The sequence below is a fragment of the Mesorhizobium sp. M0938 genome (assembly GCF_040319125.1).
Classification (GTDB): domain Bacteria; phylum Pseudomonadota; class Alphaproteobacteria; order Rhizobiales; family Rhizobiaceae; genus Mesorhizobium; species Mesorhizobium robiniae.
Genome location: NZ_JAMYNS010000009.1, coordinates 82,610 through 95,919 on the forward strand (window position 1 = coordinate 82,610; position 13,310 = coordinate 95,919).

11 protein-coding genes are annotated in these 13,310 nt (G+C 62.9%); 1 reads left to right on the plus strand and 10 read right to left on the minus strand.

What is annotated here, in order from left to right; genetic code table 11:
* The first annotated feature begins 11 nt into the window (after positions 1–11).
* Positions 12–824 carry an enoyl-ACP reductase FabI gene (gene fabI / locus NKH73_RS17680; RefSeq protein ID WP_352934026.1) on the plus strand — a complete coding sequence of 271 codons (813 nt, stop codon included), beginning with the start codon at positions 12–14 and terminating at the stop codon, positions 822–824.
* A 40-nt stretch (positions 825–864) separates the two neighbouring features.
* Here fabI and NKH73_RS17685 read toward each other — a convergent pair whose 3' ends face one another.
* From NKH73_RS17685 to rimP, 10 genes are all read right to left on the minus strand, one after another.
* Positions 865–1,878 carry a class I SAM-dependent methyltransferase gene (locus tag NKH73_RS17685; protein ID WP_352934028.1) on the minus strand — a complete coding sequence of 338 codons (1,014 nt, stop codon included), beginning with the start codon at positions 1,876–1,878 and terminating at the stop codon, positions 865–867.
* An 87-nt stretch (positions 1,879–1,965) separates the two neighbouring features.
* Positions 1,966–4,113, minus strand: a complete 2,148-nt coding sequence (pnp, locus tag NKH73_RS17690; protein WP_352934030.1) for a polyribonucleotide nucleotidyltransferase — start codon at positions 4,111–4,113, stop codon at positions 1,966–1,968.
* Between the two features lie 414 nt (positions 4,114–4,527).
* Positions 4,528–4,812 (minus strand): 30S ribosomal protein S15, encoded by a 285-nt coding sequence (rpsO, locus tag NKH73_RS17695; protein WP_407660271.1) that lies wholly within the window; start codon positions 4,810–4,812, stop codon positions 4,528–4,530.
* Between the two features lie 167 nt (positions 4,813–4,979).
* On the minus strand, positions 4,980–6,074 hold the full coding sequence (gene corA / locus NKH73_RS17700) for a magnesium/cobalt transporter CorA (RefSeq protein ID WP_352934035.1): 1,095 nt from the start codon (positions 6,072–6,074) through the stop codon (positions 4,980–4,982).
* Between the two features lie 45 nt (positions 6,075–6,119).
* On the minus strand, positions 6,120–7,100 hold the full coding sequence (gene truB, locus NKH73_RS17705) for a tRNA pseudouridine(55) synthase TruB (RefSeq protein WP_352934037.1): 981 nt from the start codon (positions 7,098–7,100) through the stop codon (positions 6,120–6,122).
* The gene (rbfA, locus tag NKH73_RS17710) at positions 7,100–7,537 is read right to left on the minus strand and encodes a 30S ribosome-binding factor RbfA (protein WP_352934039.1); all 438 of its coding nucleotides are present in this window, start codon (positions 7,535–7,537) and stop codon (positions 7,100–7,102) included. Before rbfA ends, truB begins: the two co-directional genes overlap by 1 nt.
* A gap of 124 nt (positions 7,538–7,661) precedes the next feature.
* A complete protein-coding gene (infB, locus tag NKH73_RS17715; RefSeq protein ID WP_352934040.1) occupies positions 7,662–10,229 on the minus strand; it encodes a translation initiation factor IF-2 in 2,568 nt (855 codons plus the stop codon).
* Positions 10,226–10,876, minus strand: coding sequence for an RNA-binding protein (locus NKH73_RS17720; RefSeq protein ID WP_352934042.1), 651 nt, complete (start codon positions 10,874–10,876; stop codon positions 10,226–10,228). Before NKH73_RS17720 ends, infB begins: the two co-directional genes overlap by 4 nt.
* A gap of 38 nt (positions 10,877–10,914) precedes the next feature.
* Positions 10,915–12,510 carry a transcription termination factor NusA gene (gene nusA, locus NKH73_RS17725; protein ID WP_128243336.1) on the minus strand — a complete coding sequence of 532 codons (1,596 nt, stop codon included), beginning with the start codon at positions 12,508–12,510 and terminating at the stop codon, positions 10,915–10,917.
* 50 nt (positions 12,511–12,560) lie between these two features.
* Positions 12,561–13,205 (minus strand): ribosome maturation factor RimP, encoded by a 645-nt coding sequence (rimP, locus tag NKH73_RS17730; RefSeq protein WP_352934045.1) that lies wholly within the window; start codon positions 13,203–13,205, stop codon positions 12,561–12,563.
* Positions 13,206–13,310: the final 105 nt, after the last annotated feature.

Below are 13,310 nucleotides of genomic sequence, written 5' to 3' on the forward strand. Positions count from 1 at the left end.
GATTGCCGACCATGGACGGATTGATGAAGGGCAAGCGCGGGCTTGTCATGGGCGTCGCCAACGACCATTCCATCGCCTGGGGCATCGCCCGAAAACTGTCCGAACATGGAGCGGAACTCGCCTTCACCTATCAGGGCGAAGCCTTCGGGCGCCGGGTCAAGCCGCTCGCCGAAAAGCTCGGCTCCTCGCTGGTCGTCCCTTGCGATGTCGAAGACAGCGCATCGGTTGCTGCTACCTTCGAGGCCTTGGGCGAGGCCTGGGGCGGGCTGGACTTCGTCGTCCATGCCATCGGTTTTTCCGACAAGAACGAGCTGAAGGGCCTTTACGCCGACACCAGCCGCGACAATTTCGTCCGCACTATGGTCATCTCCTGCTACTCCTTCACCGAGGTCGCGCGCCATGCCGCGACGCTGATGAAGGACAGCGGTTCGATGATCACGCTGACCTATGCGGGTTCGGTCCGCGTCATGCCGAACTACAACGTCATGGGCGTGGCCAAGGCCGGGCTGGAAGCCAGCGTCCGTTATCTCGCCAACGACTACGGCCCGCGCGGCATCAGGGTGAACGGCATATCGGCAGGACCGGTGCGGACATTGGCCGGCGCCGGGATTTCCGACGCACGCCACATGTTTTCCTACCAGCAGCGCAACTCGCCGCTGCGCCGTACCGTGACCATCGACGAAGTTGGTGGTTCGGCGCTCTACCTCCTGTCAGACTTGTCGTCGGGCGTCACAGGCGAAATCCACTATGTCGATTCCGGCTACCACATCGTATCGATGCCAGCGCTCGACGAATTGAAGCAGGCCGACAACGGACGAGAATAATTCGGCCAGTAGAAGATGCCTTGGTCCCGTGAACTCCGCCTCAGCGGCGCGCCGCGAAAACCTTGAACATCCCGTCGCGGGCGATCTCGGCGTGGCTGGAGAAGGTGGCCGCCAGTACCGGCTCATAGGGAAGCTGACGGTTCGCCACCATGAACAGCCGCCCACCCGACTTCAGCGCCTTCGCCGCTGCGCGGATCATGCCGGCGCCGATCTCCGGCTCGGCCGCGCGGCTGCGATGGAAGGGCGGGTTCATGACGACGGCGTCATAGCGCCGCTCGACCGGCTCGCTCAAGAGATCGATCCAGAAGAAATTTGGTTCGGCCGTGGTGTTGCCGATATTGCCTTTCGCCGCCTCCAGCGCATCGAACTCAGCCTCGTAAAGATCGAGCGCCGAGATGCCGGGTGAGCGGGCGGCGACCTCTGCCGCCACATAGCCCCAGCCAGCGCAGAAATCGGCAATATTGCCACGCAGGTCGCCGGGCAGATTGTCCACCAGCAATCTCGAACCTGCATCGATCTTGTCGAAAGAGAACATGCCCGGTGCGGTGCGGAAACGGCCCTCGACCAGAAGGGCTGGATTGGCGGCGCAAAGTGCTGCAGCGGCCGGGGTATCGGCCGGCCGACGGAACCAGAAGGCGATGCCGTGATGTTTCGGCAAATGGCCATCGAGCGGCACAAGTTCGTCGGTGCGCTTGCGCAGGCTGGCAATGCCATCGTCCTTGGCGCCGGCGACGATAATCGATCCGCCCGGCCTCACACGCTCAATCGCCTCAGCGATGCGCAATTCGTTTTGCCCGCGATGACGGCCGGCAAGCACCAGTGCCGCATCGAAACCTTCGCCCTCCAGGCGCGGCGTGACCGTGAAGCCGGCGCCCTGCAGCGCGCGAAAATGCGGGCGGAAGCCTTGCACCAGATGCAGCGCTGCATCGAAGCCTTCGGGCAGGCGGAAACCCGGTTCAGCGCCGAGAAAGAGGACACGCTCGCCCTTACGCGGCAGGGGGACAGCCTCGGCCTCGAAAGGGTGGAACAGTGTCTTCAGCGGCTCGGCGGACATACTTGATCTCGAAGTGCAGCTGGCTTGTTGAAACAAAAGCGGGCGCGACCTGTCGGCGCGCCCGCTTCGATTGTATCGTCAGATCGCTCAGGCGGCGTCTTCTTCGCCTTCGGCCTTCTTGTCGCGGGCGATTTCCTTGCCCGTGGCCTGGTCGACGACCTTCATCGACAGGCGGACCTTGCCGCGCTCGTCGAAGCCCATCAGCTTGACCCAGACCTTGTCGCCTTCCTTGACGACGTCGGAGGTCTTGGCGACGCGATCGTTGGCGAGCTGCGAGATATGGACGAGGCCGTCACGCGGACCGAAGAAGTTGACGAAAGCGCCGAAGTCCGCAGTCTTGACGACCGTGCCCTCGTAGATCTCGCCGACTTCCGGCTCGGCGACGATGGTGTGGATCCACTTCTTCGCCGCCTCGATCTCCTTGGCGTTGGACGAAGCGATCTTGACCGTGCCGTCGTCCTCGATGTTGATCTTGGCGCCGGTCTTTTCGACGATCTCGCGAATGACCTTGCCGCCCGAGCCGATCACGTCGCGGATCTTGTCGGTCGGGATATGCATGACCTCGATGCGCGGCGCGAACTCACCGAGTTCGGAACGCGCGCCGGAGAGCGCATTGCCCATTTCGCCGAGAATATGCTGGCGGCCGTCCTTGGCCTGGTCCAGCGCGATCTTCATGATCTCCTCGGTGATGCCCTCGATCTTGATGTCCATCTGCAGCGAGGTGATGCCATTGGCGGTGCCGGCAACCTTGAAGTCCATGTCGCCGAGGTGATCCTCATCACCGAGGATGTCGGAGAGCACCGCGAAGCGCTCGCCTTCCTTGATCAGACCCATGGCGATGCCGGCAACCGGCTTGGCCAGCGGCACACCGGCATCCATAAGCGCTAGCGAAGTGCCACAGACGGTGGCCATCGACGACGAACCGTTGGATTCGGTGATCTCCGAGACGACGCGCAGCGTGTAGGGGAACTGGTCGGCGGTCGGCAGCATCGGCCGGATGGCGCGCCAGGCGAGCTTGCCGTGGCCGATTTCGCGGCGGCCGGGCGAACCCATGCGACCGGTTTCACCGACCGAATAGGGGGGGAAGTTGTAGTGAAGGAGGAACTTTTCCTTGTACATGCCGGTCAGCGAATCGACGTACTGCTCGTCCTCGCCGGTGCCGAGCGTGGCAACGACCAGAGCCTGGGTCTCGCCGCGGGTGAACAGCGCCGAGCCGTGGGTGCGCGGCAGGACGCCGACTTCGGAGACGATCTTGCGGACCGTCTTCAGGCCGCGACCGTCGATGCGCGAACCGGTGTCGAGGATGTTCCAGCGCACGACCTTGGCCTGAAGCTCCTTAAATACGGTGCCGATCTGTTCGGACGTGTATTTTGCTTCCTCGCCTTCGGCAGGTGCAAACGCAGCCTTGACCTTCGCCTTGACGGCGTCGACGGCGGCATAGCGCTTCTGCTTGTCGGTGATCTTGTAGGCATCGCGAAGCTCGCCTTCGACGATCTTCAGCATCGCGGCTTCAAGCGCCGAATAGTCCGGCGCAGTGAAGTCACGCGGTTCCTTGGCGGCAACCTCGGCCAGCTTGATGATCGCGTCGATCACCGGCTGGAAGCCGCGATGGCCGAACATGACGGCGCCGAGCATCAGATCCTCGCCGAGTTCCTTGGCTTCGGACTCGACCATCAGCACAGCATCGGAGGTGCCCGCGACAATCAGGTCAAGCTTGGATTCCTGCATTTCGTCGACATGCGGATTGAGCACATATTCGCCGTTGATGTAACCGACGCGGGCGCCGCCGATCGGGCCCATGAAGGGGACGCCGGACAGCGTCAGGGCCGCCGAGGTGGCGACGATCGACAGGATATCCGGATCGTTCTCAAGGTCGTGCTGGACGACGGTGACGACGATCTGCGTGTCGTTCTTGTAGCCGTCGGCGAAGAGCGGGCGGATCGGGCGGTCGATCAGGCGGGAAACCAGCGTTTCCTTCTCGCTCGGACGGCCTTCGCGCTTGAAATAGCCGCCTGGGATCTTGCCGGCGGCATAGGTCTTTTCCTGGTAGTTGACAGTCAGCGGGAAGAAATCGAGGCCGGGCTTCGGCTCTTTCATCGAAACGACGGTGGCGAGAACCTTGGTTTCGCCGTAGGTGGCGAGCACCGCGCCGTCAGCCTGGCGCGCTATCTTGCCGGTTTCGAGGATGAGCGGGCGGCCGCCCCATTCGATTTCCACTTTGTGGTGATTGAACATGTCTTGTCCTTCATATGCGGAAAGGGCCGCGCCGTTTCACCGTGCGCGAATGCCCCTTCCCCTTGGCTTCGTTTCTCGGGCAGCCACGGGCAAGACAACGGGAAGCTCGGGTTAAATCCGGCGCGATTGCCGCGCGAGCATCCTGCAATCCTGCCCCATGACCGTCCATGGGCGGTTTCGAAGGCCTGTGCTATTTCGAAACCGGGTCTGGCCAATCGATCCGACTGGCCTTGCGCATGATCCCGAAAACCGCGGCCTTCGGAAAGCACCATGCGCAAATTCAAACTTTCAGAGCATCCCTTTGTGCGTCCAAAATCGACGCGCGACGCTCTACTTCTTCATTGGCGCATTGGACCGATCCGATGCTCCAATGCGCGACCGGCGGGCTCTCGAAAGAACCCGCCGGTCAATTCGTCAACGGCGCAGACCGAGCTTCTCGATCAGCGTCTGATAACGCGCGTCATCCTTGCGCTTGAGATAATCAAGCAGGCTGCGGCGCTGGGAGACGAGAGCAAGCAGACCACGGCGGGAATGGTTATCCTTCTTGTGGTCCTTGAAATGGTCGGTCAGGTTCTTGATGCGCTCGGAAAGGATGGCCACCTGGACTTCCGGAGACCCGGTATCGCCCTTGGCGGTTGCGAATTCACCCATCAATTCTTTTTTGCGCTCGGCAGTAATCGACATCGTGTTTTTCCTTATCTGTTTGAGGAAACGGGACGCCCTCGGCCGGGATGTCGTCCAGCAGGGGCCGGTACAAGCAACGTGTCATTGCGCGATGCTGCGGCGCATATAGTGCAATTCAGGCAAAAACACCAGCCCAATTCACAAGCCGGCTTTTTGCTGCACAAACGAAGATTTCTCTTCGGCTAAAGCCATTTCTTCCATCTGAAGAAAGCGATGAGCCCGAGCGCGATAAGCGTCATGAACACGAGCGCCGACGGGTAGCCGTACTGTGCCTTCAATTCGGGCATGTTCCACGGCGAGCTTTCGGGGTCGAAATTCATGCCCCAGACGCCGACGAGAAAGGTGAGCGGGATGAAAATTGCCGAAATGATCGTCAGGACGCTGATGACGTCGCTGGTACGCGCCTGACTCAGCGACAGGTGCATCTCGATTAGGCCGGTCAGCATGTCGCGCTGGGTTTCGACCAGTTCGATGAGCCGAAGCGAGTGATCGAGCGTGTCGTTCAGGAAAACCTTGGTCTCGGCCTTCACATAAGGCACGTCGTTGCGGATCAGCGTCGCCAGCGCATCGCGCATCGGCCAAAGCACCCCCTTCAGCACGTTGGCGTCGCGCCGCAACTCGTGAAGCCGCCGCATCTGGTGCTTGTCCGCCGCGCGCAGCATCTGGTCCTCGATGCTGTCGACCAATTCGCCGGCAGTCTCGATCGGCGAGAAATAGCTGTCGACGATGGCGTCGATCAGCGCATAGGCGAGATAGTCTGCGCCGCGTGCGCGCAACCGGTTGGGCATCGAGCTTTCGATGCGCTTGCGCACGGGATCGAACGGATCGCCTTCCCGCTCCTGGAAGGTGACGACGAAGTTCTTACCGAAGAAGACGGCGATCTGCTCGTAACGATGCGCGGTGACGTCGTCGATCATCCTGACGACGACGAAGGCATGGTCCTCGAAGAAGTCCACCTTCGGCCGCTGGCCGGTGTTGACGACATCTTCCAGCGCCAGCGGGTGCAGGCTGAAAATCCGGCCGATCTCCTCGATTAGCGGGATGTTGGCGAGACCGGTACAGTCGAGCCAGATGACCGGCCATGTGTCGCAATTGGCTTTGACGTCGTCGATGCTGGCATCTTCGATTGTCTCGAATTTGTCGGGCGACATCAGGGTCAGTCGCAGTTCGCTACGCCGCGCGGCCGGGTCGGCGATCAGCGTGCCCGGCGATGCGCCGACCGGCGGCCGCCGTGCTGTCACCGACGCGCGCTTCTTGATCGTCTCGGCCTTTGCCATGTGCCCCTCGGATGTTTAAGTCTCATCGAGATTAGACGACGGGACTCACCCGGCAAAGACCCGCTTCGGCTTGAACATGCCTTGTTCGATTGCGCCAATGGCGACCAGCTTGCCGCGCGCCGTGGCGCAGGCTTCCTCGGCTTCCACCGGCGCGTCGCGGCCACGAATGATGACCGGATTGCCGAGCCGGATTTTTGTTGCCGCGTCGTCGCTGATCGCGATCTGCGGCAGGCAATCGAGCGCGGCTGATGTATCGACCAGAAGCGCATCGATGGCGTCGAAATCGACCGGCAGATCGGGAGCGTCAGATGCATCATCGGCCGCACCCGGATCCTCGTCACCCTGGTGGCCGAAGCGGGCGGCTTCCAGCTCGGCGATGGTGACGAAGTCTTCCTGCGTGAACGGCTCGACCTCGATCCTACGCAGTTCGGCGATGTGGCCGAAACAGCCGAGGTCGCGCCCCATGTCGCGGGCCAGCGAGCGCACATAGGTGCCCTTGCCGCATTCGACCTCGAAAATGCTGCGATCAGCATTGTGCTCGATCAGGTCGAGCCGGCCGATCTCGACTTCCCGCGCCGGGATGTCGACCGTCGCGCCGTCGCGGGCTAGGTCATAGGCGCGCTCGCCTGCGATCTTGATGGCCGAAAACTGCGGCGGCGTCTGCATGATGACGCCGGTGTATGTCGGCATCAGCAAAAGCACATCGGCTTCTGCCGGACGCTGGTCGGAGCTTTTCGTCACCGGCCCTTCGAGGTCATCGGTCGAACGCTCCTCACCCCAGGCAACGGTGAAGCGGTAGACCTTGGCGCCATCCTGGACATAGGGCACGGTCTTGGTCGCTTCGCCGAGCGCGATCGGCAGCATGCCGGAAGCGAGCGGATCGAGCGTGCCGGCATGACCGGCCTTTTCCGCCTGGAACAGCCATTTGATCTTGGAGACGGCTTCGGTCGAACCCATGCCGACGGGCTTGTCCAGCACCAGCCAGCCGGAGATCGGCCGGCCCTTTTTCTTGCCGCGACGCGCCACTATTTTTCGTCCTTGTCGTTGTCTTTATTGTGGTCGTCAATCTGGGCATCTGTGCCGAGATCACGCGCCACTTCGGGCGAGTGCAGCAATTCGTTGATCTTCTGGAAATTGTCGTAGCTGGTGTCGAGCCGGAAGCGGAATTCCGGCATGTACTTCATCTGCCGAAGCGCGCCGGAAACGCGACCGCGCACGAATTTCGCATGCTTGTTGAGCGCCTCGACCACCGCATCGGTATCACTTGCGCCGAGCGGCGAGACGAAGGCGGTGGCGATCTTCAGATCGGGCGACATGCGCACTTCGGAGACCGAAACCACGGCATTCTCGATCAACGGATCGAGGATCTCGCCACGCTGCAAGGTTTCCGACAGCGCGTGGCGCACCTGCTCGCCGACGCGAAGCATGCGCTGGGATGGGCCTGATGTGGTTGAACGGGGCATTTTTCTCTATCCTGAAATCGTGAAGCGCGGGATGGGACCGCGCCGCATGTCTCATATGGTTTGGGCGGCGGTCTTTCGACCACCGCCCGGTCTCAGTAGATGCTCGAACGCAAGATGCTCGAACTCAGAGCGTCCTGGTCACCATCTCGACGCGGAAGCACTCGATGACATCGCCGACGCGCATGTCTTCGTAGTTCTGAAAGGCCATGCCGCATTCCTGGCCACCCGGGACTTCCGCAACTTCGTCCTTGAAGCGCTTCAGGGTCTTCAGCGTGCCTTCGTGGATGACGACGTTGTCGCGGATCAGGCGAACGCCCGCACCGCGCTCAACCTTGCCTTCGGTGACACGGCAGCCGGCGATCTTGCCGACCTTGGTGATGTCGAAGATCTCGAGGATCTCCGCATTGCCGATGAAGGTCTCGCGACGCTCCGGCGAGAGCAGGCCGGAGAGCGCCGCCTTCACGTCATCCACGAGGTTGTAGATGATCGAATAGTATCGGATCTCGATACCCGCTGCCGCGGCAGCCGCGCGCGCCTGCACATTGGCGCGGACGTTGAAGCCGATGATCGCGGCACCCGAGGTTTCCGCCAGCGACACATCGCTTTCGGTGATGCCGCCAGCACCCGCATGGACGATGCGCGCACGCACCTCGTCGGTGCCGAGCTTGTCCAGCGCCGCGTTGATCGCCTCGATCGAGCCCTGTACGTCGCCCTTGATGACCAGCGGGAATTCCTTCAGCCCGCTCGTCTGCAATTGCGACATCATCTGCTCGAGCGAGCCACGCTGGCCGGCATGCTTGGCCACCGCCATCTCGCGCGCCAGACGCTGACGGTATTCGGTGATCTCTCGGGCGCGGGCCTCGTTGTTGACCACGGCGAAGCGGTCGCCGGCCTGCGGGGTTCCCTGCAGACCGAGCACTTCCACCGGCATCGCCGGTGGCGCTTCCTTGATCTGCCCGCCGCGGTCGTTGACCAGAGCGCGCACTCGGCCCCATTCGTTGCCGGCAACCAGAATGTCGCCGGGCATCAGCGTGCCGGTCTGGACCAGCACGGTGGCGACGGGACCACGGCCCTTGTCGAGCTGGGCTTCGATGACGACGCCCTCGGCGGTGCGGTCCGGATTTGCCTTCAGGTCGAGGATTTCGGCCTGCAGCAGTATCGCTTCGAGCAGCTTGTCGAGATTGGTGCCCTTGGTCGCCGACACTTCGACATCCAGCACCTCGCCGCCCATCGATTCGACGAAGACTTCGTGGCGCAACAGTTCCGAGCGCACCTTCTGCGGGTCGGCGTCATGCTTGTCGATCTTGTTGATCGCCACGATGATCGGAACGCCGGCCGCCTTGGCATGGCTGATCGATTCGATCGTCTGCGGCATCACGCTGTCGTCGGCCGCCACCACGAGGATGGCGATGTCCGTCGCCTGAGCGCCGCGGGCGCGCATCGCCGTGAAGGCGGCGTGGCCGGGCGTGTCGATGAAGGTGATCTTGTGACCGTTCTTCTCGACCTGGTAGGCGCCGATATGCTGGGTGATGCCGCCGGCCTCGCCGGACACGACATTGGCATTGCGGATGGCATCGAGCAGCGACGTCTTGCCGTGGTCGACATGGCCCATGATGGTCACCACCGGCGGACGCGGCTCGAGATCTTCGGGACGATCGGCGATGTTGAAGAGGCCTTCCTCAATGTCGGACTCGGCGACGCGGCGAACCGTGTGGCCGAATTCGGTGGCGACCAGCTCGGCCGTGTCGGCGTCGATGACGTCGCCCGGCTTCAGTATCTGGCCCTGTTTCATGAAGAACTTGACCACATCCACGGCGCGCTCGGACATGCGCTGCGCCAGTTCCTGGATGGTGATGGTTTCGGGCAGTATCACTTCGCGCATGACTTTCTCGCGCGGTTCGTTATGCAGCGCGCGCTTGAATTTCTCCTGGCGCCGACGCATCGACGACAGCGAACGTGCACGCGCATCCTCATCGGAAAGTGCGGCATTCAGCGTCAGCTTGCCGCGGCGGCGATCTTCTTCGCCCTTGGTCGGCTTGGCCGGACGCGCCACTTCGGGCGTGACCGGACGGCGCACCGGGGCACCGGCGCCGGTCCGCTTCGGCTTGATGTCCTCGTCGTCGGCTGTCGCCAATTCGGCGGCCAGCGGCGCGCGGCGGCGCGCCTCTTCTTCGGCCCGCCGGCGGGACTCGGCTTCGGCCTGTAGCCGGGCTTCTTCCTCGGCCTGGCGGCGCGCGGATTCCTCGCGCTCGCGACGGCGGCGCTCTTCATCCTCGGCGCGGCGCTTGGCCTCGTCGATGGCGCGCTGGCGATCCTCGACGTCGCGCACCTTCGAACCCTCCAGGGCCCGGCGGCGCGCCTCCATTTCATTGCGCGACAATTCGTTCAGCACCATGCCGCCGCGTTCAACAGGCGGCGGAGGCGGCGGTGCCTTGGGCGCTTCCTGCACGACAGGCGCTGCCGCAACCGGCGGCTTCGGCGTGAAGACGGACACAGGGGCAGCGGCCGGCTCCGGCTTGTCGCCGGGCAGCGAGAACTTGCGCTTCTTGGTCTCGACCACGACCGCCTTGGTGCGGCCATGCGAGAAGCTCTGGCGCACGGTGCCCTGTTCCATACCGGGGCGCTTCAGCGTCAAGGTCTTCTTCGGCGTCACACTCAACGTCTTGTCGTCGCCCGATTTCGTATCGCTCATTCCATATCCTCTGCGGCATCATCTTCGTCAGCAACGGCCGCAAGCATTGCCAGATCGTCCGGGGAACCGCCCCGATACCGGTCGAGCGCAACCATGCGCTTCTGGACCGCCCTGCCCGCGTCTCCCGCGAGAACGGCAGCATGTATCACATTTGTACCCCCCAATGCCAAGCTCAACTCGGCCTCGGAGAAAAGTTTGTAGGCAAGGATGGCGGGGCCACCAAGGTGGACGGTTGCCCGTCGCGCCTGGCTGATCTTGCGGACGCCGTCATCTGACGCCTCGGTCGCATGCAACACGAAAAGCGCCAGCCCACCACGCACCGCGCTCTCGACCTTGGTGGCGCCGAGCGCGATCGCGCCTGCCTTGCGGGCAAGACCGAGCATGCCCAGAGCGGATCTGGAAAGCAGCCCGTCGACCATGCCGCCGAGATCGATCGGCACAGTCACCTGCGCCTTGAAGGCGCGGGCGAACAGGTTTTTCGCTGCCGCCTTGTCGATATGTAGGCGGTCGGCCGTCACCCAGCAACCGCGGCCGGGCAGGTTTTTCTTGATATCCGGAACGACGGCCGAATCCGGGCCGACGACGAAACGGATCAGTTCATCCGGTTCGGCCTGTCTGCGCGTAACGATGCAAGTGCGATCGTTCATCTCGTCCAAGGGCGGGTTGTGTGCGATGCGGTTTCACCTCACGCACCAACGGCTTCGTCAGCCGGCACGTCTTCGGCTGCTAGCTCGTCTTCGGTGATCCAGCCGGCCTTGAGGCGGGCAGCCAGAACCATCTGCTCGGCATCGGCGCGCGACACGCCGTGGCTGGCGAGCACCCCGGGGAACACCTTCGTCTCGCCGTCCTTGCGTTCCTTCCAGCCGGTCAGGTCGTCAGCCGCATAACCGGCGAAATCCTCGATCGTCTTCACGCCGTCCTCGCCGAGCGTCACCATCATGGCGGTGGTCACGCCCGGAATCTCACGCAGCTCGTCCTCGACGCCCAGCGCCTTACGCTTCTCGTCATGCTCGGCTTCGATCTTCTCCAGGTACTCGCGGGCGCGGGCCTGGATTTCCGAGGCGGTGTCCTCGTCGAAGCCGTCGATCGACGCGATCTCGTCGGCGTCGACATAGGCGACTTCCTCGACGCTGGTGAAGCCTTCGGAGGCGAGCACCTGGCCGACCATCTCGTCGACGTTGAGCGCATCCATGAACAGCGCCGAGCGTTCGACGAACTCCTTCTGGCGGCGCTCGCTCTCTTCCTGCTCGGTCAGGATGTCGATATCCCAGCCGGTGAGCTGGGAGGCAAGCCGGACGTTCTGGCCGCGACGGCCGATGGCCAGCGACAGCTGGTCGTCCGGCACCACGACCTCGATGCGTTCGGCGTCCTCGTCGAGCACGACCTTGGCGACTTCCGCCGGCTGCAGGGCGTTGACGATGAAGGAAGCGGCCGAAGGCGACCATGGAATGATGTCGATCTTCTCGCCCTGCAATTCGCCGACCACCGCCTGAACGCGGCTGCCGCGCATACCGACGCAGGCGCCGACCGGATCGATGGAACTGTCACGCGAGATGACGGCGATCTTGGCGCGCGAACCCGGATCGCGGGCGACCGACTTGATTTCGATGATGCCGTCGTAGATTTCGGGCACTTCCATGGTGAACAGCTTCGCCATGAACTGCGGATGGGTGCGCGACAGGAAGATCTGCGGGCCGCGCTGCTCACGGCGCACGTCATAGACGTAGGCGCGGACGCGATCGCCATATTTGTAGTTTTCGCGCGGGATCAGCTCGTCGCGGCGGATGATCGCCTCGCCGCGGCCGAGATCGACGATGACGTTGCCATATTCAACGCGCTTGACGGTGCCGTTGACGATCTCGCCGATGCGGTCCTTGTACTCGTCATACTGGCGGTCACGCTCGGCCTCGCGCACCTTCTGCACGATGACCTGCTTGGCCGACTGGGCCGCGATGCGGCCGAAATCCATGGGCGGCAGCTGTTCGGCAATGAAGTCGCCGAGCTGCGCGTCGGGATTGCGCTCGCGCGCCGAGGAAATGGCGATCTGCGTCGCATAGTCGTCGACCTTCTCGACCACTTCCATCAGCCGCTGCAGCTTCATCTCGCCGGTGTTCGGATTGATGTCGGCACGGATGTTGGTTTCCTGGCCATAGCGCGAGCGCGCAGCCTTTTGGATCGCATCGGCCATGGCGGCGATGACGATCGACTTGTCGATCGACTTTTCACGCGCGACCGCGTCGGCGATCTGCAGCAGTTCAAGCCTGTTGGCGCTTACAACCATCTTTTTTCTCCCGAGCTTGTTGCCGAGCCTTTAGCGCCCCGGCAGCCCAATCACATTTCCTGTTCGGTTTCATCTTCCGCGCCCGCTTCCCCGCCCTCTGGCGCTTCTTCGGGTTCGCCGCGGCGCTTCTTGGCTTCCTTGCGTGCCCTGTTGTCCTTCGACAGTGCATCGCGAATAAGGTCGTCGGTCAGGATCAGCCGCGCTTCTGCAATCGCATCATAGGGCACGCGCACTGTCGGCTCCTCGCCATAGGCCGCCTTGTCGCGCTCGATCAGCACGCCGTCTGCGTCGCTCTCGGCGATCTTGCCCTTGAAGCGCTTGCGGTCGGCGACAAGGACCGAGGTTTCCATCTTCACCAGATGGCCCGTCCAGGTTGCAAAATCCGATTTGCGGACCAGCGGCCGGTCGATACCCGGCGACGACACTTCAAGATGATACGCCTTTTCGATCGGATCATCGACATCAAGCGCCGGCGACACTGCCCGGCTTACCTCTTCGCAATCCTCGACGGTCATGGTGCCGTCCTCGCGTTCGGCCATGATCTGCAGCGTCAGCCCGTTCTGGCCCGTCAGATGTACCCTGACGAGGCGGAAGCCGATGGCACGCAGCACCGGCTGCACGATCAGCGCGATGCGCGCATCGATGCCGCTTTCGCGGATGATGCGGTCGTCGCTGTCGGTTGCCGTTGCAGTCATTCGATTCCTGTCGTGTCATTGGTGGTCGGAAGGTAATAAAAAAGAGCGGGACCGGGTGGACCCACTCTTCGCCATACCGACCAAGAATTTGAAGCTGATATAGAC

What these genes read in the sequence shown, in the direction of transcription:
- corA (WP_352934035.1), bottom strand. Translation starts at nt 6,074, where the DNA reads ATGGCAAAGGCCGAGACGATCAAGAAGCGCGCGTCGGTGACAGCACGG.
- pnp (WP_352934030.1), bottom strand. Translation starts at nt 4,113, where the DNA reads ATGTTCAATCACCACAAAGTGGAAATCGAATGGGGCGGCCGCCCGCTC.
- fabI (WP_352934026.1), top strand. Translation starts at nt 12, where the DNA reads ATGGACGGATTGATGAAGGGCAAGCGCGGGCTTGTCATGGGCGTCGCC.
- infB (WP_352934040.1), bottom strand. Translation starts at nt 10,229, where the DNA reads ATGAGCGATACGAAATCGGGCGACGACAAGACGTTGAGTGTGACGCCG.
- nusA (WP_128243336.1), bottom strand. Translation starts at nt 12,510, where the DNA reads ATGGTTGTAAGCGCCAACAGGCTTGAACTGCTGCAGATCGCCGACGCG.
- rbfA (WP_352934039.1), bottom strand. Translation starts at nt 7,537, where the DNA reads ATGCCCCGTTCAACCACATCAGGCCCATCCCAGCGCATGCTTCGCGTC.
- NKH73_RS17720 (WP_352934042.1), bottom strand. Translation starts at nt 10,876, where the DNA reads ATGAACGATCGCACTTGCATCGTTACGCGCAGACAGGCCGAACCGGAT.
- rimP (WP_352934045.1), bottom strand. Translation starts at nt 13,205, where the DNA reads ATGACTGCAACGGCAACCGACAGCGACGACCGCATCATCCGCGAAAGC.
- NKH73_RS17685 (WP_352934028.1), bottom strand. Translation starts at nt 1,878, where the DNA reads ATGTCCGCCGAGCCGCTGAAGACACTGTTCCACCCTTTCGAGGCCGAG.